This window comes from Paraprevotella clara YIT 11840, from assembly GCF_000233955.1.
Lineage (GTDB): Bacteria > Bacteroidota > Bacteroidia > Bacteroidales > Bacteroidaceae > Paraprevotella > Paraprevotella clara.
Window position 1 is genome coordinate 1 of the sequence record NZ_JH376642.1, and the last position, 22,450, is coordinate 22,450.

Annotated in this window: 19 protein-coding genes and 1 pseudogene; 17 read left to right on the plus strand and 3 right to left on the minus strand. The window is 41.3% G+C overall.

Going from position 1 to position 22,450, the window contains the following annotated elements:
- From HMPREF9441_RS15190 to HMPREF9441_RS15265, 16 genes and pseudogenes are all read left to right on the plus strand, one after another.
- The coding region (locus HMPREF9441_RS15190) for a PD-(D/E)XK nuclease domain-containing protein (protein ID WP_008622717.1) at positions 1 to 1,056 on the plus strand (1,056 nt) is incomplete at its 5' end.
- Between the two features lie 463 nt (positions 1,057 to 1,519).
- Entirely contained in the window at positions 1,520 to 2,770 is a 1,251-nt protein-coding gene (locus tag HMPREF9441_RS15200; RefSeq protein ID WP_008622720.1) for a nucleotide sugar dehydrogenase, read from the plus strand.
- A gap of 34 nt (positions 2,771 to 2,804) precedes the next feature.
- A complete protein-coding gene (locus HMPREF9441_RS15205; RefSeq protein ID WP_008622721.1) occupies positions 2,805 to 3,413 on the plus strand; it encodes an acyltransferase in 609 nt (202 codons plus the stop codon).
- A 111-nt stretch (positions 3,414 to 3,524) separates the two neighbouring features.
- On the plus strand, positions 3,525 to 4,994 hold the full coding sequence (locus HMPREF9441_RS15210) for a lipopolysaccharide biosynthesis protein (protein ID WP_244949809.1): 1,470 nt from the start codon (positions 3,525 to 3,527) through the stop codon (positions 4,992 to 4,994).
- Positions 4,991 to 6,235 carry a Coenzyme F420 hydrogenase/dehydrogenase, beta subunit C-terminal domain gene (locus tag HMPREF9441_RS15215; protein WP_008622724.1) on the plus strand — a complete coding sequence of 415 codons (1,245 nt, stop codon included), beginning with the start codon at positions 4,991 to 4,993 and terminating at the stop codon, positions 6,233 to 6,235. The genes HMPREF9441_RS15210 and HMPREF9441_RS15215 overlap by 4 nt, the downstream gene beginning before the upstream one ends.
- Positions 6,225 to 7,277 (plus strand): polysaccharide pyruvyl transferase family protein, encoded by a 1,053-nt coding sequence (locus HMPREF9441_RS15220; protein WP_008622726.1) that lies wholly within the window; start codon positions 6,225 to 6,227, stop codon positions 7,275 to 7,277. The genes HMPREF9441_RS15215 and HMPREF9441_RS15220 overlap by 11 nt, the downstream gene beginning before the upstream one ends.
- A gap of 200 nt (positions 7,278 to 7,477) precedes the next feature.
- Positions 7,478 to 8,566 (plus strand): hypothetical protein, encoded by a 1,089-nt coding sequence (locus HMPREF9441_RS15225; protein ID WP_244949810.1) that lies wholly within the window; start codon positions 7,478 to 7,480, stop codon positions 8,564 to 8,566.
- A 32-nt stretch (positions 8,567 to 8,598) separates the two neighbouring features.
- On the plus strand, positions 8,599 to 9,882 hold the full coding sequence (locus tag HMPREF9441_RS15230) for a glycosyltransferase family 4 protein (RefSeq protein WP_008622729.1): 1,284 nt from the start codon (positions 8,599 to 8,601) through the stop codon (positions 9,880 to 9,882).
- Positions 9,860 to 10,537 (plus strand): acyltransferase, encoded by a 678-nt coding sequence (locus tag HMPREF9441_RS15235; protein WP_008622730.1) that lies wholly within the window; start codon positions 9,860 to 9,862, stop codon positions 10,535 to 10,537. The genes HMPREF9441_RS15230 and HMPREF9441_RS15235 overlap by 23 nt, the downstream gene beginning before the upstream one ends.
- A gap of 10 nt (positions 10,538 to 10,547) precedes the next feature.
- Positions 10,548 to 11,420: a glycosyltransferase family 2 protein gene (locus tag HMPREF9441_RS15240; protein ID WP_008622731.1), complete on the plus strand. Its 873-nt coding sequence runs from the start codon at positions 10,548 to 10,550 to the stop codon at positions 11,418 to 11,420.
- Positions 11,421 to 11,422: 2 nt separating this feature from the next.
- Entirely contained in the window at positions 11,423 to 12,421 is a 999-nt protein-coding gene (locus HMPREF9441_RS15245; RefSeq protein WP_008622732.1) for a glycosyltransferase family 2 protein, read from the plus strand.
- Positions 12,422 to 12,428: 7 nt separating this feature from the next.
- On the plus strand, positions 12,429 to 12,866 hold the full coding sequence (locus HMPREF9441_RS15250; RefSeq protein WP_008622733.1) for a serine O-acetyltransferase: 438 nt from the start codon (positions 12,429 to 12,431) through the stop codon (positions 12,864 to 12,866).
- Positions 12,867 to 12,967: 101 nt separating this feature from the next.
- On the plus strand, positions 12,968 to 13,981 hold the full coding sequence (locus tag HMPREF9441_RS15255) for a capsular polysaccharide synthesis protein (RefSeq protein ID WP_008622734.1): 1,014 nt from the start codon (positions 12,968 to 12,970) through the stop codon (positions 13,979 to 13,981).
- 19 nt (positions 13,982 to 14,000) lie between these two features.
- A complete protein-coding gene (locus HMPREF9441_RS15260) occupies positions 14,001 to 15,233 on the plus strand; it encodes a glycosyltransferase family 4 protein (RefSeq protein ID WP_008622736.1) in 1,233 nt (410 codons plus the stop codon).
- 9 nt (positions 15,234 to 15,242) lie between these two features.
- Positions 15,243 to 15,495: pseudogene (locus tag HMPREF9441_RS19125) on the plus strand (glycosyltransferase family 4 protein); the annotation flags it as partial.
- A gap of 283 nt (positions 15,496 to 15,778) precedes the next feature.
- Positions 15,779 to 16,894: a glycosyltransferase family 4 protein gene (locus tag HMPREF9441_RS15265; RefSeq protein ID WP_008622738.1), complete on the plus strand. Its 1,116-nt coding sequence runs from the start codon at positions 15,779 to 15,781 to the stop codon at positions 16,892 to 16,894.
- Here the strand turns inward: HMPREF9441_RS15265 and HMPREF9441_RS15270 are convergent.
- The 3 genes from HMPREF9441_RS15270 to HMPREF9441_RS15280 are packed head-to-tail and all read right to left on the minus strand — an operon-like array spanning position 16,857 to position 20,590.
- Positions 16,857 to 19,766, minus strand: coding sequence for a golvesin C-terminal-like domain-containing protein (locus HMPREF9441_RS15270; protein ID WP_008622740.1), 2,910 nt, complete (start codon positions 19,764 to 19,766; stop codon positions 16,857 to 16,859). The genes HMPREF9441_RS15265 and HMPREF9441_RS15270 overlap by 38 nt on opposite strands.
- On the minus strand, positions 19,766 to 20,320 hold the full coding sequence (locus tag HMPREF9441_RS15275; protein ID WP_008622741.1) for a 1-acyl-sn-glycerol-3-phosphate acyltransferase: 555 nt from the start codon (positions 20,318 to 20,320) through the stop codon (positions 19,766 to 19,768). Before HMPREF9441_RS15275 ends, HMPREF9441_RS15270 begins: the two co-directional genes overlap by 1 nt.
- Positions 20,321 to 20,590, minus strand: coding sequence for a hypothetical protein (locus HMPREF9441_RS15280; protein WP_008622742.1), 270 nt, complete (start codon positions 20,588 to 20,590; stop codon positions 20,321 to 20,323).
- 187 nt (positions 20,591 to 20,777) lie between these two features.
- Between HMPREF9441_RS15280 and HMPREF9441_RS15285 the strand changes: the two genes are divergently transcribed.
- Positions 20,778 to 22,415 (plus strand): diphosphate--fructose-6-phosphate 1-phosphotransferase, encoded by a 1,638-nt coding sequence (locus HMPREF9441_RS15285; protein ID WP_008622743.1) that lies wholly within the window; start codon positions 20,778 to 20,780, stop codon positions 22,413 to 22,415.
- Positions 22,416 to 22,450: the final 35 nt, after the last annotated feature.

Consider the following 22,450-nt stretch of genomic DNA (forward strand, 5'->3'; position numbering starts at 1 on the left):
GTCCTGCGTAACATCATGCGCAACTTTTATAGTCTGCTCAAAGCCTGTGACCCTTACCTGCGTTTCGTGTTCCTTACTGGAATCACCAAGTTCTCGCAGCTCAGTATCTTCAGCGAACTGAACAACATTAAAAACATCAGCATGTTGCCGGAATACGCCGCCATCTGCGGTATCACAGAAGAGGAAATGGCCACCCAAATGGACGAGGACTTGGACATTTTGGCCGGACGGATGGGCATAAGCCGCGAAAAGACCGTGCAGAAACTCAAGGACAATTACGACGGTTACCATTTCACTTGGCCTTCACCGGACATCTATAACCCATTCAGCCTGCTGAACGCTTTTGCTGACGGGCGGTTGGATTCTTATTGGTTCGGCAGTGGTACACCCACTTACCTTATCGAAATGTTGAAGAAGTACGGTGTGCAGCCCCAACAAATCGGAGGACGGAAAGCTATGGCGGAATCTTTCGATGCCCCGACGGAACGCATGACGGACATCGCCCCGTTGCTCTATCAAAGCGGTTACGTCACCATCAAGGGGTATTCCCCCGTCACGCAGCTCTACACGTTGGACATCCCCAACAAGGAGGTGCGCATCGGACTGATGAAAAGCCTTTTGCCCGGCTATTTAGACCGCCGCACGACCGACGGATTGACCACCGTGGCCTTGCTCTATGAAGCCATTTACGAGGAACGATTGGACGACGCATTGCGGTTGTTGCAAACGTTCCTTTCCACTGTTCCTTACTGCGACCGTACGGATTACGAAGGCCACTACCAACAGATGCTCTACATCATCTTCAGTCTTTTGGGTATCTATGTGGATGTGGAAGTACGTACCCCAAGTGGGCGGGTGGACATGGTGATGCGCACGGCCACCACGCTCTACGTCGTGGAACTGAAACTGAACCAATCCGCCGAGGCTGCCATGCAACAGATCGACTTGAAGAACTATCCCGAACGCTTTGCCCTGTGTGGCTTGCCCGTGGTGAAGGTCGGAATCAACTTTGACATGGAACGGCACACCCTGAAGGATTGGATGATTACGAGATAAAATACACTCAACCCTAAGAGTTTGCAAAAATATCCTTCATCCTTCAGGATATGTGGTAAATATCTATTATATAACATATTACGGGCTGAAAGATGAAATGCTCATCTTTCAGTTCCCTTTCATGGCTGAGAGCCGTCAAACGCTCTGCGCCAAACGATTTTCCAATTTAAGCCAAACAATTTTTCATTCTCAGCCGAATGATTTTCCGTTCTCTTCCCTGCGGAATGAAGCTTGGCTGAAAGATGCCTGAAACATCCTTCAGGTCGTAACTTCAAAATAATGAGCGGATTGACATGCATCCTGAAAGATGAAGGATATTTTTGGAAAAATCCTGTGTAGGACCATTACAACTAACAATATTTGAAAACCAATTCCATTTTTTGACTTATTTAAGAGGAAACTACTAAGGTAGGTTTGTTTCCATATACCCTACGTCAGAAATGGATGCTAACACTATAATCAAATGGATAAGGATATGAAAATAGCCGTAGCCGGTACAGGTTACGTCGGGCTTAGTATCGCCACACTTTTAAGTCAGCACCACCAAGTAACGGCCGTAGATGTCATCCCCGAAAAGGTGGACTTGATTAACCTAAGGAAGTCACCCATTCAGGACGAATACATTGAGAAGTATCTGGCCGAAAAGGAACTGAACCTGACCGCCACGCTCGACGGAGCTAAAGCCTATGCCGATGCGGATTTCGTGGTCATCGCCGCACCGACAAACTACGACCCGGTGAAGAACTACTTCGATACCAGCCACGTGGAGGAAGTCATCGAATTAGTGAAGAAAGTCAATCCCCATGCGGTCATGGTCATCAAGAGCACCATTCCCGTGGGGTATACGGAAAGCGTACGCAAAAAGTTGGGTACGGAAAACGTCATCTTCTCGCCCGAATTCCTGCGCGAGAGCAAAGCCCTGTACGACAACCTCTACCCCAGCCGTATCATCGTGGGCCGCCCCGAAGGAGACACCCGGTTGAACAAAGCCGCACACGACTTTGCCACCCTCCTGCAAGAAGGGGCAATTAAAAAGGACATCGACACGCTGTTCATGGGACTGACCGAAGCCGAGGCCGTGAAACTCTTTGCCAACACCTACCTGGCCTTGCGGGTATCCTACTTCAACGAACTGGACACGTACGCCGAAATGAAGGGGCTGGACACGAAAGCCATCATCGACGGTGTGAGCCTCGACCCACGCATCGGGAGCCATTACAACAACCCCTCGTTCGGTTACGGCGGCTACTGCCTGCCCAAAGACACCAAGCAACTGTTGGCCAACTATCAAGACGTCCCGGAAAACCTCATCGAGGCCATAGTGGAAAGCAACCGCACGCGCAAGGATTTCATTGCCGACCGCGTACTGCACACGGCCGGTTACTACGACTATTACAACCGTGGAGACTTCAATCCTTCCGAAGAGCGGAAATGCGTCATCGGCGTATACCGCCTGACGATGAAATCGAACTCGGACAACTTCCGCCAATCGAGCATCCAAGGCGTGATGAAGCGCATCAAGGCCAAAGGTGCGGAGATCGTCATCTATGAACCCACGTTAGAAGATGGCAGCACGTTCTTCGGCAGCAAGGTGGTGAATGACTTGGATGCTTTCAAGAGCCAAAGCCATGCCATCATTGCCAATCGGTATGATGCTTGCCTGGATGATGTGGAGGAAAAGGTTTATACGAGGGATATTTTCAGGAGGGATTGATAATAAGATTTAAATAGAATAATTTACATTTTTGATGCCTAAAAGAAATACAAATAGAATCTATAACGCTCTCTATAGATATTATATAGCCTATAATAGCATTTTGTGTAAAATCATAGTTCGTTTCAAACTTTTATTTCAAGATGTTATTATAGGAAATGAATGTGTATTTTATGGAAATATGACATTTGAAGTAGGTAATGGTGGTAAGATGGTAATAGGAGATCGATGTATTTTTCGTTCCAAGAAAACCTCAAACCGCATAGGGTTGAACCATAGATGTATTTTTTCCACAACCCCTGTAGATTCGTCTTGTGAGCTAAGAATCGGAAATGATTGTGGATTCAGTGGCACATCCATATGGTGTTTTAAAAAAATCATAATTGGAAATAACGTCCGTTGTGGTGCCAATTCTTTGATTATGGATGGAGATGCCCATTTTGAGGATGAGCGTACATCACCGCCCAAACCAATAATCATAGAAGATAATGTTTTTATAGGCGCAAATGTGGTTGTGAAAAAAGGAGTAACAATCGGAAGGAATTCTGTTATTGGAATGAATAGTGTGGTGACCCATAGCGTTCCCGCTAATAGTATAGCGGTGGGAAATCCATGTCGTATTATTAAACAAATCTCTATTTAGTTTCCCGACAAAGTGATTCAAAAATGAAATCAAAATATAATGTCTACAATATCAGGTAATAATAAACGAATAGCAAAGAACACAGTATTCCTATATTTCAGAATGTTCGTGATGATGATAGTGTCACTATTTACCTCACGTGTCGTTTTGGATGTACTTGGAACCGAAGACTACGGTATTTACAATATCATAGGAGGAGTGATTGTACTTTTTTCATTCCTCAATGCTGCCCTTAATGCTGCCACGCAACGATTCATTAATTTCAACCTCGGAAAGAATGACCTTAAACAAGCCAACAGCGTATTCTGTATGAGCTTGAACGTATATGCCTTACTTAGCGTGGTAATTGTCATATTAGCTGAGACAATCGGATTATGTTTTGTCAATACCCAATTAAACATTCCGGAAGAAAGGATGGGGGCCGCCAACTGGGTGTATCAATGCACTATCTTGACCTTTATAATAAATCTCATCCGTATTCCTTATAATGCCTCAATCCTTGCATACGAACGTATGGACTTTTATGCTTATACAAGTTTAGGAGAGGCCGTGTTGAAACTGTTGGTAGTGTATCTTTTGTACGTATCATTCTACGATAAACTAATTGTATATGCCCTCCTTTATACTGTGGTACCTTTGTTGATTACAATAATCTATAAGTTATTTTGTATAAGGAACTTTGAAATTTGCCTTTACCGTAGGACATGGGACAAGCATATTTTTCAAGGTCTTTTTGGATTTACGGGTTGGTCGTTGTTCGGTAGCCTTGCCACGATGTCGGCCCAACAAGGACTGAATATTCTTATTAACGTATTTTACGGTGTCACTGTCAATGCTGCTGTCGGAATAGCTAATCAAGTGTGTGGGACAGTAAACCAATTCGTAAGCAATTTCCAAATGGCCTTCCGTCCTCAAATTGTCAAGGATTATGCCGCAGGGGAATTTGATAGGTTTTACAGACTGATATTCAGCTCATCCAAGTTCTCTTTCTATTTGATGTTTTTGCTTACTTTACCCATTATGCTTACCATCGACACAATACTGTCAATATGGTTGGTGGATGTACCACAATATACGGCAATCTTTTGCCAACTTATTCTCATTATTCTAATAATAGAAGCCACAGCAGCACCTTTGTGGATGTCTGTAGAAGCAAAAGGAAATATAAGAAATTACCAGATATTGATGTCCTGTGTGATTCTCCTGAATTTTCCTTTATCGTATATGGCATTAAATCTTGGTTTTCCAGTATATACCGTTTGGTGCATGAAGATTTTCGTTACGCTGTTGGTTTTTGCAACACGTTGTTGGTACATAAATAAAAAGCTTGGTTTTCCCTTAAAAGACTATTGCAAGGAGGTCTTGCTATCCATATTTATGGTATCAATAATAGGGTTGCCCATTCCGCTAGTTATAAAAATGTCCATTGACGGTTTATGGGTAAACTTTATATCTGTCATTGTAACTTCCGTTTTGGTTGCCATCATTGACATCTATATGATAGGACTCAATTCTTCGGAAAGACGAATTGTCAAAGACATCCTGCAAAAGAAAGTTCCATTCCTAAGCAAAAAACAATGATAGATATTTGTGAATATAGCCAATGTACAGGGTGTATGGCATGCCTTAATTCATGCTCTCACTCTGCTATAAACATTGAATTTGATGATGAAGGTTTTGAACGCCCACACATAAATCAAGATTTATGTGTGGATTGTGGCTTATGCGTACAAGTTTGCCCTATCAACCATCCCCCAAAAGCCAATGAAGCCAAAAAAGCATTTAGTGGTTGGTCTCAAAATGAAACCGTTCGGATCTTGAGTTCGTCTGGTGGTGCTTTTACGGAAATATCACGGCATGTTTTGAGAGATGGCGGTGTGGTATTTGGATGTGCTTTGAATGATAAATTACAGGCACAACATATTTATGTTGAGACCTTAGATGGTTTGACTGAAAAGCTAAGCGGAAGTAAATATGTGCAGAGCCATATTGGTGAGACATATAAGTTGGCGAAGGCATTTTTACAGCAAGGGCGAAAAGTATTATTCAGCGGTACACCATGCCAGATTGCAGGTCTAAAGAATGTCTTGCGAAAGGAGTATGACAACTTACTTACGGTCGATTTGATTTGCCATGGAGTTCCTTCACCCAAAGTTTTTGAAGACTACAAAAAGTACATACAACAACGTGAAAACATGGAACTTACTTCCGTGAAATTCCGTTGTAAAAAATCCTCATGGATTTTTTTCAATATGACCTGTACAGGTCATATTGAAAAAACGGCTTCGCCGAAACTGTATGAAGGGTATTATTATGAAGACCCTTATATTCGTGGTTTCTTGCGTGATTATTTCCTACGTCCTTCATGTCACCATTGCCATTTTACGTCTACCAAACGCTATAGTGATTTCACCATAGCAGACTGGTGGGGATACCAAAAATCATCTGCCATTGACAAGGATTTTGCATACAAAGGTGTCAGTCTATTGTTGGTAAATACGGATAAGGCATTAAAACTTTTACCTCATTTGAAAATGTACTTGCGTGAACGGACGATGGAAGATGCAAAACGTACGAACATTAGTTTGTCACACCCCTTTCCTTTTACTACGAAACGGGATTCTTTCTGGAAAGACTATAAGACAATACCATTCGACAAAATGGTAGAAAAGTACATGATGCCAGAAAAGGTGACATGGGATGTGAACTTGCGACAACACCATAAAAATACGGACTATTTATTGATAATAATCAGATTCTTGATGTTACCTCAAAGAATCTATAATAAAATTTCAAAACTATTGGCAAGGCATGAAAAGTGAATTGAAACGACTTCTGCAATTAATTGTTATTTTTTTCAAGGCTTTTTTTACTTTCAAGAAGAAAGTATGGCTATTCAGTGTCCCTTCCCATCCGAATTTGGGCGACCAGGCTCAATTAATGTGTACGGAGAAATGGATAAAGGAGAACTACAATGGATATAAAATCATAGAAATGGAACATTTACTTTCACCATTCCCTCATTTTAATATGAAGGTGTTGGCACTAAACGTAGATTTCTGGCAACACATCATACTTAAAATGGTTATCAGGAAAGATGATGTTTTTATAGGCCACAGCGGTTATTTTTTTGTGGATCACCATGGCGGATGGTATTCTTACGATTATCTTCTTCGATATTGGACAAACAAGTTTATAATTCTTCCACAGACGGTGAATTTTTATGCTCCGGTAGTAAAACAACGTGTTTCAAAGGATTTTGGTAATAAGCGGAATCTTACGTTGTTATGCCGTGATGAAGTCTCATACAATAATGCGAGGGGAATGTTGGGAACGACGAATCTTCTTTTATATCCAGACATCGTGACGAGTTTGATAGGAACTCGTGAGTATAAAAGCCTACGGAACGGTATCTTGTTCTGCATGCGAGATGATATAGAAGCATTTTATTCCCCGGCAGACATTGACGGTTTGATGCAACGTTTCGGCAATATAAGAAAGGAGAAAATAGACACTACGCTTCATATTTCAGAGAAAGAAATGAAACTTCACCGTGACCGACTTATAAACACGATGATTGAGAAAATTTCTACTTTCGAGGTTGTTATAACGGATCGTTATCATGGAACCATCTTTTCCGCAATAGCAAGTACACCGGTTGTGGTAATCAATTCTGCCGACCATAAATTAAGCAGTGGCGTGAAATGGTTTCCAAAAGAATTTGGATTGAATGTACAGTTTGCCAGTAATCTTGAAGAGGCTTTTCAAAAAGTTTCCTCTATACTTAAAAGAAAAGAACATTTAGACAATCCTCCGTATTTTAAGGAAAATTATTGGGATAAATTGTTTGAACGATTATTATGAATGGTTTTATTTCTCTTATTAAGTCGTTAAAGCCTTATAAGACAGAACACTGGATAATACTTTGCATACTACTGTATTCTTTTACTGGCGTATTGAAGTATTATATTCCAAGTGTATTTCTGAATATCATTGTAACAATATGTGGTTCTGGTTTTATTATCATAATTCTCAAAAATAAAAAACATATTCATTTAAGAGGAATGACAAAAATAATTTATGCATTCCTTATCATGTGGAGTATATGCTTGACTTTCCACATGTTATTCATCGCTGATATACGCAGTACTTTTGTGGAATATCACGGGATAACCACTTGGATTCTAACATATCTCGGTTCACCTTATTTTTTGCCCAATTTAATGCCTTTTATTTTATTGGTGATATATAAGTTATCTTATTTTGACTTTAAATATTTATGGAGGGTGATGTTATTACTTTGTATCCTGTATTTATTCTATTATCCTTTTGCTTTTTGGAACATGGTACATTATGACTGGTCATTTAATATGATTGGGGCAGAATGGGGAGAAAGTGGTACTTATGGCGATTTTATCACCAATAGTACCATGGGAATTGCATCATTGGCACCATCTGTCATCATGATTTACTTCAAAAGATATATATCGTCTAAATATTTCAATTTCTTTTTTGTTGCATACATACTCAGCATACTTCTCCAATCTTTTATGGCAAGACGGGGAGGCTTGGTCATCTCTCTCACTTACCTTGTTGCTGCTTGGTGCATGTATTCCCTGAATGATAAAACTACCTCAAAAATAAAAATGGTCGTAATGGCAATTGCCGTGGTTGCATTATGCTACGTATTATTTAATAATATGGCAGATTCCCTTTTCGCTTCATTAATTGAGCGAGGAACGGAAGACACCCGTGAAAGCGTAGAGCAGGGATTTTATGATGACATGAAATCCACAGAAGACTGGCTCTTCGGACGAGGGTGGTTTGGACAATATTATGAACCGGCCTTTGGCATTTACCGTTCTTCCATTGAAACAGGGTATCTGGCTTTAATCCTTCGGGGGGGATTCCTATATCTCTTACCATATGTAACCGTCCTCGCATTAAGTTTCTTCAATGGGTATTTCAGGTCAAAAAACTTGTTCTGTAAATCGTTCGCATTAATTTGCCTAATGCAAATAATCAGTTTATACCCTTTCGGGTGGCCTGCATTTAATTTTTCCCATTTGATCATTTGGTTAGGAGTAAGCGTATGCAATTCATCATATATGAGAAAACTGACAGATAATGAAGTTACAAAACTATGTTTTTAATATATCATACCAGAATTATAATGTTATAAATAATGAAAGTACTATGGTTTGCAAATTCTCCATGTGGTAGCATAAAGAGGAATAACATAAAAACAATAACCGGAGGTTGGTTGATTTCATTGGAAGATGAAATAAAAAAATGTTCGGATATAGATTTGAATGTCGCCTTCTTTTCAAAAACCGAAGAAGCTCCATTCATTTTCGAAGATGTACGGTACTTACCTATACTTATACCTTCAAGAAAATCAAAAATAGGACATATCCTTGATAGAAGAAAGAATATAGAATCTGTAGATAAACGGATATTACCTATAATGATAGATATAGTAAATTCGGTTAAGCCAGACTTAATACATATACATGGAACAGAACAGTCATTTGGCCTGATACAGGATTACGTTAAACATATTCCAGTTGTTTTTTCAATTCAAGGATTGTTAGCACCATATACTGAAAAATTTTATTCAGGCATCCCTTGCGCAGAAGTCGAGAAGAGAGAGACTTTTTTAATGAAAATTCGAGGTATAGACACAAAAAGGTTGTATCGTAGTTTCTATTATAGGGGGCGTAGAGAATGTATGTTTTTGAAAAAAGCACAATATATTTTAGGCAGGACATCATGGGATCATAATGTTACGGGACTATTGAATCCAGACAGAAAATATTATATAGTCAATGAGATCCTTCGTCAACCTTTTTATATAAACCAATGGAAAAAAGAGAAATATAACGATATTATTCAAATTACCAGTATTATCTCACCAGGTATATACAAAGGATTTGAGACGTTACTACAATCGGCTGAACTTTTGAAAAAATATACCCATTTAAATTTTGTATGGAATGTGGTGGGTTTATCCTTTGATGGCCGATATGAAAGATTATGTGAAGATTATACCCATATAAAAGCCTGTGATGTAAATGTTCGCTATTTGGGTTTACAATCGGCAAACAACCTTTCAAAGATTTTGGTTAGTTCTGATATATATTGTCATGTCAGCCATATGGAAAACAGCCCTAATAGCGTATGTGAAGCCATGCTTATAGGAGTGCCTGTTTTAGCTTCTTATGCAGGGGGAACAAGCAGTATTCTCGAAGATGGCGAAGAAGGATATTTGGTTCAGGATGGAGATGCTTATGCGATAGCGGGATCTATTGTAAAAATGAGTCAAAGCTTTGATTTATGTAAAATATTGGGGGAAAAAGCACGTCGAAAGGCGTTAGCAAGACATAATCCGCAAAATGTGATTACAGAATTAACAAAATCTTATAAAGACATATTAAGAAGAGCAAATGGAACTTCTATACATTGTTAAAGCATTATACAATACGTTGTATTTTAATTTCAAAGCTTTCCCTTTCAAAGAGGCTGTAAGATTTCCTATTGTTTGTGGAGCAACTATCTGTTTCGGAAAAATAGAAAAAAGCAAAATTCATTTTCGGAACGGCATTGCTTTTAAAAGAATGACTGTAGGTATGTCAGAAGGTTCTTTCCGTTCAGGCCATAAGCAAAGGACATATATCCATATTGGCAAGAATGCAAACCTTATAATTGCAGACAAACTTGATATCCCGTGTGGATCGGTTTTGAATGTAAATGGTTGTGTGGAATTTGGCAAAGGGTTCATGCCGAATTGTTTCTTAACTATATCTTGCGAAAATCACATCTCAATCGGGAGTTATTGTAATATAGGTTGGAATGTCACTATCATCGACGGTGACGGACATCCACTGTGCTGCTTACAATCTCCTTATAAGCAGATCAACCCGTCACGCCCTATCATGATAGGGAATAATTGTTGGATTGCAGCCCATGTAACCATCATGAAGGGGGTCAGCCTATCAGATCATACGACAATCCCGTACGGTTCCATCATAACAAAATCATGCGAAATTCCTAATGTCATCTATGGTGGAAATCCCAATACTATCATAAAAGGTAATATTGCACGACAAGACTTTTATAAATAAAATATTTGACATGAAGATAAAACGATACGCAGTCTTATTGACTTGTTTCAATCGTAGGGAGACTACCTTGAAATGCCTGAAACAATTATATCGGCAAAAGACATCTGGAATAGTAGATGTGTATTTGTGTGACGATGGTTCTACCGATGGTACCTTTAAAGCAGTAAAGACGGAATTTCCCGACGTTTATTTGTCTAAAGGAACAGGAAATTTATTTTGGAACAGGGGAATGTTGGCTTCATGGGAAAAAGCTTATGATAGCGGTATTACATATGATGCTTATATATGGTTGAATGATGACGCTTATCTGATGGAAGATGCATTGCAAGAACTGATAGACTGCTCTGCTTTATGTAATGATAAAAGCATCATTTGTGGTTCTTTCCGTGATGATGTGGGGTGTTTTAGTTATGGAGGACGAGACAAACAGTACAAACCTTTGATACCAAATGGAACATTGCAACCAGTATATTGGCTGAACGGCAATTGCGTATTAGTACCAGACTATGTGGTAAAAAAAATAGGTTTACTCGATTCCATGTTTCAACACCACATGGGGGATTTTGATTATGGTTTAAGGGCTATTGAGGCCGACATTTGCATAGTCTCAACCCGTAAATATATAGGAACATGCCCAACTAATCCCATGGCTTCGCATAGAGAAAGAAAAAGTGGTTTGACGTTATGCAAACGTTTCAGAAGATTGTATTCACCGCTTGGAGACAACCCAATTATAAATTTTAAATATACGAAAAGGCATTTTGGGCTGGCAAAAGCCATTAGGTTGTTTCTTGCCTTACATTTCAACAATTTACTTAGTGACCATCTTTACGAGTTGAAAACGGTTAGAAAACAAAACTCAAAGATTAAAAAACTTATGTAAACATGAATAATCCTAAGATTTCTATTATCATACCAACTTATAATGTTGCAGACTTTTTATTACAATGTCTCAACTCCGTAGCAAAGCAAACTTACAAGAATATAGAGGTCATCGTCATCATAGATGGAGCTACAGACGGATCTTTCAAGATTGCTAAGGATTTTTGCAGAAATGACGACCGATTTTCCGTATACTGGCAAGACAACGCAGGAAGTGGTCCCGCTAGAAACAACGGATTAGACAGAGCTACAGGGGAATATATCATGTTTGTAGACCCTGATGATTGGTGTCAAAAAGACTATGTAGAAAATATGCTGAGACTACAACAACAAGAGAACTATGACTTGGTGACAGTCAGTGAGACTACAATATATTTCAATAAACATGGAAAGATAAAAAAAGTAAGACCTCCGCATTTTCATGGAATGCGATTTTACGGCAAGCAACAAGTACACGACAATTATCTCACCCTATTTGAAGAAGGAGCTATACAAGCCCCTCATTGCAGAATTTACAAAGCAAATATAATCAAAAAAAACAATGTCCGGTTTCCAGACTTGCGTCGTTCACAGGATATTGTTTTCAATTACAGATATTACAATTTCGCAGAAAGTGTTCTTGTAACTAACAATTCCGGTTATATGTATCGGGTTTTAAGTAAGGAAAGAGCGAAAAGAATAAAACCTGATTATTACAAAACGATAAAACTCATTTATAATGACCTTAACTTATTACATGAAGAATGGCATTCTACATTTGACAAAAACATTGTTTGTACCATTTTGTATGGAATGGTATATCCCCTGTTCGAATCAAACATAATGAGAGGGAATGACATCAAATATATTGCTATGGATACTACCATACGGGAAATCCTTGAAAATTCCCGTCCAACAAAGCAACATCTTTCAATGGTAAGGAAGTTTGTCCTTCAAGGCCATTACGGATTAGCAACAATAATAATAAAAATGGTATTTTTCTTAAAAATGATAATTCAATAAGACTAATATGAGATTGATTAGAAGTGTTCAAGCTATTTTTATAGTCTTTGCTTCTTATAAGGAATTCCGTTCAGTAGTATACAAAAGACTGGGAAAAATCAGGATATTGACGAGTTGGATTATAAAAGGACAAGATTGCTTGTATATCTGCATAAAAGATATAGAGGGAGGTCTTATAATACAACATGGTTTTTCTACTATTATAAATGCCAAGAAAATCGGTAAGAATTGCCATATCTACCAACAAGTTACAATTGGTTTCAATGGAACTGAATCTCCTATTATTGGAGACAATGTGAGGATTTGCTGTGGTGCAAAAGTCATTGGAGGAATTCATGTCGGCAACAATGTCGTTATTGGAGCAAACGCCGTAGTATGCAAGGATATTCCCGACAATGTTGTCGTGGCAGGAGTTCCAGCTAAAATCATTAGAAATCTTCAATAAAAATAAGTACACTATATACAGAAACAAAAAACATCAACCAGTCTATACTATATAAAGACAGTAATAAGAAATCATAATTTATTAAAATAGGAAAATACATTATGATACAAAATCACAACAATATCAAACGGCTAATACACCGCATCAGCGAAGAAATAAAAGCTACGTACGATGTAGCAAGAACAATCAGTTGGAGAGCGGCTTTTATTACTTTCCGAGCCAAAGTAGACATACAAGTAATGAACTACAACGGTTTTAAGGAAAGTGAAGCAAGAAAAAAACGACTGCTGAAAAAGCATCATATAATGCTAGATTTCTTAGACCGTAAGTTTAAAGCATATTGGGACAATTATCAATGCCCAAAGTCTATGCTTGCCACAGACGAACGACTGCATGACAAAATTTGGATATGTTGGTGGCAAGGGTTAGACCAAGCTCCAGAAATAGTAAAAGCATGTGTGGAATCCATACGACGCAATGCCGGTAAACTAGAAGTCGTTATCATCACTGATGAAAATATGAAAGACTATGTACAATTTCCAAAATGGTTAGAAGAGAAGCATAGAAAAGGAATTATTTCCAGAACAATATTTTCAGACTTGTTGAGAATGAACCTACTCTCTACATATGGTGGAATCTGGATTGACTCAACTTTTTTCTGTACCAAGCCTTGCTTTGAAGAGTACATGAATTTGCCATTATGGTCTATCAAACGCCCTGATTATTTCCATGCATCCGTAGCCTGTGGCTATTTCGCCAACTATTCTTTAGGATGCAGTTGTGAAAACCGTTGGGTCTATGCCGTAGTAAGGGATTTCCTCTATAACTATTGGAAGACCTATGATAGATTAGTGGATTATCTATTGACAGATTATGCCATCGTCCTTGCTGAAAAACACATTAAGCCGTTTGCCAATGCTTTCAATGCCATTCAACCCAACAACCCTGAATGCGATGAACTCTTCAAAGTCCTCGGCAGACCTTTCAATGAAGAAATGTGGCAACACATCAAAAAGGATACAATGCTTTTCAAATTGACATGGAAACAAAGTTATCCGAAAGAAATTAACGGCAAGAAGACATTTTATGGAATGCTGATAGAGGGAATTTTGTAGAATATCACAGTTTTCTATTATGAAAATTCTATTAATCGACGTATACAATTTTAATAAGGGCGGTGCTGAAACTGTATGTTTCAATACTGGTAAACTATTAGAAAAACATGGGCACAAAGTCGTATATTTTTGTCTAAAATGGACCGGTAACAATCCGTCTCCCTACAGCAAATATTTTCCCGAATCGAAAGAAACCCGAAAAGGAATGTTGAGACAAGTAAGGAATATGGTGAACTATTTCTACCACTTCGAAGCTGCCAAGAAAATGGAGAGGTTATTAATGGAAGAGAAACCTGATATCGCCCACATCCATCTGATATGGGGGCAAATAACCCCTTCCATACTTCCTGTATTGAAGAAGTTTCATGTGCCTATCTTATTTACGGTACATGATTATCGTATTGTATGTCCTGCTTATACGTTTCGTAACGGAAAAGGCAAGATTTGTGAAGAGTGCAAAGGTAGATTGTTTTATAAATGCTTCATACATTCCTGTTGTAAGGGCAACAAGATTATGAGTGCCATAATGGCAGCAGAACAGTATTTCCGTAACGAATTCTTCAGTCCAACCAAATATATTGATGGTTTTCTTTATGTGAGTAACTTTGCAAAGAGCATTCAAGAGAAATATATGCCATCAATAAAAGACACGCCGAACATCACGCTCTATAATTTCTCTACAGATATTGTCGGGAAAAACAAAATGACAGTTAAAACCAAATACTACCTTTTCTTTGGCAGGTTATCTTATGAAAAGGGGGTAAAAACGCTCTTGGAGGCATTCAAAGATTTACCTGAAAGCCATCTGAAAATAGTGGGTACGGGACCTAAAGAGAAGGAACTGAAAAACTATATAGCAACTTATGGTATGAAAAACGTGGAGTTCGTAGGATATAAGAAAGGCCATGAACTTACGGATTTGGTAAGGAAAGCCTATTTCGTCATCGTACCTTCAGAATGGTATGAAAACAACCCAATGGCTATCATTGAGGCTTATTCTACAGGAACTCCCATACTTGGAGCACGAATTGGAGGTATACCCGAGATTGTTATAGAGAAGGAGACTGGTTATTTGTTTATGAGCGGTAACAGCGAAGATCTGAAAAACAAAGTGGAACTTGTTGACGGATTAACGGCAGAAAAGTATTCGAAGCTCAGTGAAGGTGTTTTGAAATTTGCCGGTGAGAATTTGAGTACAGAAAACTACTATCCAAAGTTGATAGCTTTTTATAATCGTTTTTTGCACAAATAAACTATCGCCATGAAAATTGTAATAACTGGGTTCGTGGGATTCCCTATATCATGGGGGAGTAGAAACACACTGTGAGGAATTGTTTCCACGAATGGCGGAACGTAGCGTCGATATAACGGTTATTCGCCGACCGAACTAATACCTGCGATAAACTTACAGAATGGAAAGGCGTAAAACTTATGACCATACTTTCTCCAAAGAAAAAATATTTGAGGCCATTATACACACTTTCCACGCCATAGGTATAGTGTCAACTTGGAAGTACAACTCTTTGATGCCCTTTTCAAAGTAAAACTACCATGAAAGACGTCGTCCGGTTTTCCTGTCCGGAATAACAGACTATATGGATTTCCAACTAATTTCCTGTTGAGCCGTCTTTCCTTTGCCCCGTCAGCCAAAGCCAAAAGGCAGAAAGACATGTCAACGATAGAATGCCGACATATTGGAGTGTTTCTTTGATTCGGGTGACAAATGCTCTCATGAGTTCTCGAAGTTGTGGTATTTGAGTGTAAAAGTAATGAATTATTTTCAATGCGGATGATAAAATGAAGAAAATAGTGGTAACCGGTACCCGCGGCATACCCGGTGTCATGGGTGGGGTGGAGACGCATTGTGAGGAATTGTTCCCGCGCTTGGCGGAACGAGGATGGGACGTGACAGTGGTGCGACGCTCCAATTATGTGGAGGATGGCCTGAAGGAGTGGAAGGGTGTTCGGCTCGTCACGCTTCCTTCTCCCAAGAAAAAGTCGTTTGAGGCCATCATCCATACTTTCCGTGCCATCAACGAAGCCCGGAGGGTGGGGGCGGACATCTTGCATATCCACGCCATCGGTCCTGCTTTGCTCGTGCCGTACGCCAAAATGTTGGGGATGAAAGTGGTATTTACACATCATGGGCCGGATTACGACCGTGATAAGTGGGGGCTTGCCGCCAAAACGATGCTGAAACTCGGTGAACGCATGGGCTGCATGTTTGCAGACGATGTCATCGTCATATCCGATGTGATTCGCAATCTGATAAGTCGAAAGTACGGGCGTACAAACCGTGTACACCTTATATATAATGGAGTGTCGCGACCGGAAGTGTGCGATTTTCCTGAATATTTCGAGGAACTGGGTATCGAGAAAGGGAAATACGTTTTGGGCATGTGCCGCTTTGTCCCCGAAAAGAACTTGCATCATCTTGTGCAAGCATTTGCCCGGATGAAAAATGCCCGGGGGATTAAACTGGTCCTTGCCGGTGATACGGATTTCGAAGACGACTATTCCCGGTCGTTGAAAGAAGCGGCCAAAGCAAATGGGGTAGTGTTGACCGGTTTTGTCAAAGGGCGCAAGCTCCATTCTCTGTTGACCCACTGCCGCTGCTACTGTTTGCCGTCAAGTCACGAGGGGCTTCCGATAGCCTTGCTTGAAGCTATGAGTTATGGCGTAGAGGTTGTAGTCAGCGACATCCCTGCAAACCTTGAAGTAGGTTTGGACAAGGGTTGCTATTTTCCGGTAGGAGATGTAGAGGCGTTGGCACAAAAACTGGACAAGATAGCTGCTTTGCCTTTAAAACATACAGACTACGGCATGTCGAAATACGATTGGAACCGGATTGCCACACAAGTGTCGGAAGTCTATCTTACCTTGACAACAGGAAACTCAGGAACGCGCCCATGACCTTATCCCTGTCGGCAGCATATTTGATACACTCGAAAGGGAATCCCAACGTAATCGCACGGTAGTCTTTCCCTTGATAAGCCACGGCTGCCGAATAATTGGTTGGTGTATATAATAAGGTGGAAAACGCTTCGGGAAGGGGTATCAGGCAGTCTGCATGTGTAACGGCATAGTGTTGGGAGTTGAGTTCCGTGTACAAATGAAGGGTGGTATTCATTCCTGTGGCTTGAGAATAGGCATCCAAGGTGACCGGAGTGTATGCGTCTACTTTCAACGTATTACGCAGGAAGTCTGCATTTTCCTTTTGCTTCTGGTCCCGGGCTATATAGGCACCGCTCACCAACAGGCTGCCACGCATGCGGGTAAATTCTTGTAACGCACTACATAAAGCAGGTGTCAATGACGGATACGGCCGGGTACTGTATCCGTCATTTTTTTGCAATCCCAAAATCAAATCCACGATGTTGTATTCGTTTAAGTCCACAGACTGCGCCTCTACTGCCGTACGGGAAACGGATGCAAACGAATATCCGCCAGCAGTGGCTATGGCCTCACCATGCATGCGGCTATGGTCGAATGTATTTCCCGCTATCATCTTGCCTTCAAGTTCATTCCCGCTAAAGCCCCACGCGCTCTTGGGGTTCAGTTCTGTGTTGAATACGATTTGCCGACCGCAGAATCCGGGAGAGCGCATATAAGGAACACCGGGATCCGCTGACAGGTCGAATCCCCGGGTCGAATCCGTCAGAATAACCTGTGGTCCGGCCACCCTCTGAAAGCCGTCGATAATCAGGACCTTGGCAAAGGCATTCTTGGCTATCATGGCCGACAGTTCCTCCGAAGGAAAACTCTCTCCACCGTCGTTCACGGCTGTCACTTTGAACGAGTAAATCACATTCTCCTCCGCACGGAACGAGAACCGAGGCTCATGTACAAATATACCATTGTCGTAACCGTTCTCTCCCTGCTTGGTATACACGACATAGCCTTTGGGAGTGGCAGAAGGTTCCAACGTATCTTGCCCAGGTGTCCAGGTTAATGTTATTTCTTTTTCATCCGGGTTCAAACGAGTTTGGAAACAAGTGACGGGAAGGGGCTGTACGACATAATCTGCCTCATGTTGATAGGATGTATATTTCAGTACTCCTTTATATATGGCCCGTGCCAAATTGAATTTGAATGCAGGATCGTGCCCCAAGGCCATATCCCGGAAATTCTGGTGGGACAACATTTCCAATATCATGGCCGGAACTTGGGGCTCGCGCGTTTCACTATAATTCCGGTCGAACATTTGGCGTCTTTTCCATTGTCCGTAAAGTCGGTTCAAATCCTCATCCACTTGCGTCATAACCACATCGCATAGCTCACGTGAGGCCAAACGCGACATTCCGGTCGCAAACGTCCCTTCATTAAAATCCGTGGTATAAATGCCTAATGTACCGACAAAAGTACTGTCGGGTGCCATGCCGGCATCGCTATGAAGCGCGATGGCCATTTCAATCGGTACGTGCAATCCGCTGTCGGCCGGAAAATAAGAAGAACCTCCGGCCAGATAGTTTGTCATATATGAACGGACATTGATGTCGTCGCTATAATCGTTTGTCCCGTTTTTACCGCTGTATACGGAATAAGGCATGCCGCTCCATTGTGCATTGTAACGGGCACCTTCCAAGTACCTCGGGAAACCGCTTACGACTTCCTGCAAAGAATCTCCACGAGCAATGTTTCCCATTCCACCTCCGAAACGTACGGCATCTGCTGTCACCGTTCCGCGATAGTTGCTCAGATTGCTTAAACTGACATAGTTGGAATGGGGCTGGTCTTTGTCGAAATCAAACGTTCCGAGATAAACCCAAGTTCCTCCTCCCATTTGCTGGTTGACTTTGAAGGTCGTAGACATACCTTGGTGACGAACCACATAATGGGCATCGGAAACACTCGTAGGTAAAGTCGCGTATGAAACATATACGGCATAACGTCCGGATTCAGGTACGTCAGGCGTCCAACGTATTTCGGAAGCCTGGCTTTTTCGGGTTACCGTATGGGTACTGCGCACCGTCCCGTCCGTAAAAGGGTTCTCGCCGTTAAGGTAAGTCCGTTTAAGTTGTGCAAATCCTACACCACCGTTTTCCCATGCATATTTGTTTTCATGTTCTGAATATGTTCCGCCCGAATCCCGGGTGTCATTGTCCACTATTACTTCGTGGGGCTGCCAATCCCTTTCACGAGGTGTAAAGACGTACGCCCCGGCGTTTTCCAGCATGGGGAGTAAGTAGGGAACGACTATCGTTTGAGTGAACAAATCTTCTGTCGTGCAATACAAATACGGTCGTTGCCATGTCCACTCTTTTTGGTCGTTCTTGTAATAACGTCCATGACTGGCCCAAACAGACAAATGGCGTTGTTGCATACCTTTGGTGATAGGATAGGGGCGTTGCGTCCGTTCCACCCACGGGGCTCCGCGATACAAAGCCTGCCCCCATTTCTTTTGAACCTCCGATGGAGTTCCGCTCATATCCGTAACAAGATTCTCTATGGGGATACCGTTGCCATATATAATAATAGTATAAGCATTGTACGGCGCAGGAAGCAAACGTTTTACGTCGCGATAGATACTTTTGACCTTATCCCTGCTAAAAGACTGTCCGGCAAAGAGTTCATTCAGATAAATCTCTGCCGTCCGCGCAGAAGCATCCACTTTAACCCTTTCTATCTTACAGCGGTCGGTAGCCGTAGTATAAGATGTTTGATAGTCAGAGAAATAAACCCCTAATCTGGATTTTACTACTTTCTCTCCACTCTGTGAATATACGGAAAGTCCCAGCAAGAATGCTCCCGCCAGGACCATAAGTCTTTTCTTCATACTTACCATTATTTTAATCCGGTTGCGAACTTTTCAGGATGCCGCCCTGTGAAATCTTTAAAGTATGCTTTAATGTCGTTCATTTGTTTATCTATATTTCCGTTGGGGACGACTACTTGCGTGCAACGTATGGTTTTGGTCGGATAATCAATTCCATACAATAAAATGGGCAGCCCGGCCTTCAAGGCGATATAATAGAACCCTTTTTTCCATTCTTCCGTACGTGAACGAGTGCCTTCCGGAGTGATGCAAAGGTGAAATATATCCCGTTTCCGAGCCACTTGTGCCAACTGGTCCGTCATACTCATCTTCTTACTTCGGTACACTGGAATTCCCCCCAACCATCGCATTAAGATTCCCAAAGGCCAGAAAAACCATTCGCTTTTCATCAGGAAGTCACAACGAAAATTCATTGCACGACTATAAAGCACTCCCAACAAAAAATCGAAATTACTTGTATGAGGTGCCAACGCAATGATGTATTTATCTCCCATGGGAACCGTCACGTCGACTTTCCATCCCATCAGCCTGAACAGGAGGAAACTGCAAAAACGTCGGCTCATTTAGCAAAGCTGGCTGATAGTGCTGACAATGTCGCTGACCTGTGCATTGAAATCCATGCGCAGCTTCTTGTAGAATCCTTTTACGTTTCTCGGTTCCGTATGACTGATCCTGCTGACAAATTCATCATGCATCAACAATATGCGGGTCATTACGTTATCCACATCTTCTTGTTTTATATCTACTTTGTAATGCGTCAACGCTACACATTCTGCAAACAGTTCACTACAGATATAGTTGATATTCTTTTTTAATGTTCTTCTTTTAGCCATATTCTTTAATCTCAAATTATGATGTAAATTAGTAACTTGGACAAAGATACGCAAAGTTGACGATATCGGGAAATTTTATAGAAGAAAATAAACTGTATGTTTTTGGGGTGAGAGTTTCTTCATTCCGACAAAAAACATTAATTTTGTGTGCTGAAAATGCTTTTCAACAATTAATTAGAATCACAACATGGAAAAAAGTGCATTGCAAATTGCAAGAGCGGCTTATCAGCCCAAGTTACCCAAAGGATTGCAGGGTAACGTATCTGTAAAGGAAGGCGTACCCACGCAGTCTGTGGCCGACCAAGAGGAAATCAAGAAATTATTCCCGAACACTTATGGAATGCCTCTTATTGAGTTCGTTCCGGGCGAGGCTCAGTCTTACGCCCCGTTCAACGTCGGTGTAATTCTTTCCGGAGGCCAGGCTCCCGGCGGGCATAATGTCATTTGCGGCTTGTTCGACGGTATTAAAAGACTGAACCCGGAAAGCAAGTTGTATGGCTTTATTTTGGGTCCCGGTGGACTGGTGGACCACAAATATATGGAATTGACGGCTGACATCATAGACCAATATCGCAATACGGGCGGTTTTGACATGATCGGTTCCGGACGTACCAAACTCGAAAAAGAGGAACAGTTCGAAAAGGGACTTGAAATCATCAAGGAATTGGGTATTAAAGCCATTGTCATCATCGGTGGCGACGACTCTAATACGAACGCTTGTGTCTTGGCTGAATATTACGCAGCCAAGAAATGCGGTGTGCAGGTTATCGGATGTCCAAAGACCATCGACGGCGATTTGAAGAACGAACAGATCGAAACTTCTTTCGGTTTCGATACGGCTTGCAAAACGTATGCAGAGGTTATCGGCAATATCCAACGCGATGCAAACTCTGCCCGTAAATATTGGCATTTCATCAAATTGATGGGACGTTCGGCTTCTCACATCGCTTTGGAATGCGCTTTGCAGTGCCAACCCAACGTTTGTATCGTATCGGAAGAGGTGGAAGCCAAAAACCAAACGTTGGATGATATCGTTACTTATATTGCTCAAGTTGTAGCCGACCGTGCGGCCGATGGAAACAATTTTGGTACGGTATTGATTCCGGAAGGCTTGATTGAGTTCATCCCGGCTATGAAGGCTTTGATTGCCGAATTGAACGACTTGTTGGCAACCCCAGAAGGTGCTGCATTGGCTAAAGATCAGCAACGCGAATGGATTTTGAATAAACTTTCTGCAGCAAACAAGGCTGTATACGAATCTCTTCCTTTGGGAGTAGCGGCTCAGTTGACCATGGAACGTGACCCGCATGGAAATGTACAGGTTTCACTGATCGAAACGGAAAAGCTGTTGTCCGAAATGGTGGCCAACAAACTGGCTGCATGGAAGAAAGAAGGTAAGTTCAACGGCAAGTTCTCAGCTTTGCATCATTTCTTCGGTTATGAAGGCCGTTGTGCGGCTCCTTCCAATTACGACGCAGACTATTGCTATGCTTTGGGTACAAGTGCCGCCATGTTGATGGCTAACGGCAAGACCGGTTATATGGCTATTGTGAAGAACACGACGGCACCGGCTGCTGAATGGATTGCCGGTGGTGTGCCCATCACCATGATGATGAATATGGAGAAACGTAATGGTGAGATGAAACCGGTCATCAAAAAGGCATTGGTTCGTTTGGACGGTGCTCCGTTCAAGGAATTTGCATCAAGACGCAACCAATGGGCTCGTGAAACTTGTTTCGTATATCCCGGTCCTATACAGTATTTCGGTCCGACCGAAGTCTGCGACCAAGCTACCAAGACGTTGCAATTGGAACAAGCTAAGTAATTCATTTATAGATATGCAAGTCCCTTTATCCGTCG

Bases quoted from the DNA above. Each gene is read 5' to 3' on its own strand.
- HMPREF9441_RS15250 (WP_008622733.1), top strand. From the start codon at position 12,429: ATGAGATTGATTAGAAGTGTTCAAGCTATTTTTATAGTCTTTGCTTCT.
- HMPREF9441_RS15280 (WP_008622742.1), bottom strand. From the start codon at position 20,590: ATGGCTAAAAGAAGAACATTAAAAAAGAATATCAACTATATCTGTAGT.
- HMPREF9441_RS15245 (WP_008622732.1), top strand. From the start codon at position 11,423: ATGAATAATCCTAAGATTTCTATTATCATACCAACTTATAATGTTGCA.
- HMPREF9441_RS15205 (WP_008622721.1), top strand. From the start codon at position 2,805: ATGCCTAAAAGAAATACAAATAGAATCTATAACGCTCTCTATAGATAT.
- HMPREF9441_RS15220 (WP_008622726.1), top strand. From the start codon at position 6,225: ATGAAAAGTGAATTGAAACGACTTCTGCAATTAATTGTTATTTTTTTC.
- HMPREF9441_RS15260 (WP_008622736.1), top strand. From the start codon at position 14,001: ATGAAAATTCTATTAATCGACGTATACAATTTTAATAAGGGCGGTGCT.
- HMPREF9441_RS15285 (WP_008622743.1), top strand. From the start codon at position 20,778: ATGGAAAAAAGTGCATTGCAAATTGCAAGAGCGGCTTATCAGCCCAAG.
- HMPREF9441_RS15210 (WP_244949809.1), top strand. From the start codon at position 3,525: ATGATGATAGTGTCACTATTTACCTCACGTGTCGTTTTGGATGTACTT.
- HMPREF9441_RS15265 (WP_008622738.1), top strand. From the start codon at position 15,779: ATGAAGAAAATAGTGGTAACCGGTACCCGCGGCATACCCGGTGTCATG.
- HMPREF9441_RS15275 (WP_008622741.1), bottom strand. From the start codon at position 20,320: ATGAGCCGACGTTTTTGCAGTTTCCTCCTGTTCAGGCTGATGGGATGG.
- HMPREF9441_RS15235 (WP_008622730.1), top strand. From the start codon at position 9,860: ATGGAACTTCTATACATTGTTAAAGCATTATACAATACGTTGTATTTT.
- HMPREF9441_RS15215 (WP_008622724.1), top strand. From the start codon at position 4,991: ATGATAGATATTTGTGAATATAGCCAATGTACAGGGTGTATGGCATGC.
- HMPREF9441_RS15240 (WP_008622731.1), top strand. From the start codon at position 10,548: ATGAAGATAAAACGATACGCAGTCTTATTGACTTGTTTCAATCGTAGG.
- HMPREF9441_RS15200 (WP_008622720.1), top strand. From the start codon at position 1,520: ATGGATAAGGATATGAAAATAGCCGTAGCCGGTACAGGTTACGTCGGG.
- HMPREF9441_RS15255 (WP_008622734.1), top strand. From the start codon at position 12,968: ATGATACAAAATCACAACAATATCAAACGGCTAATACACCGCATCAGC.
- HMPREF9441_RS15225 (WP_244949810.1), top strand. From the start codon at position 7,478: ATGACAAAAATAATTTATGCATTCCTTATCATGTGGAGTATATGCTTG.
- HMPREF9441_RS15270 (WP_008622740.1), bottom strand. From the start codon at position 19,766: ATGGTAAGTATGAAGAAAAGACTTATGGTCCTGGCGGGAGCATTCTTG.
- HMPREF9441_RS15230 (WP_008622729.1), top strand. From the start codon at position 8,599: ATGAAAGTACTATGGTTTGCAAATTCTCCATGTGGTAGCATAAAGAGG.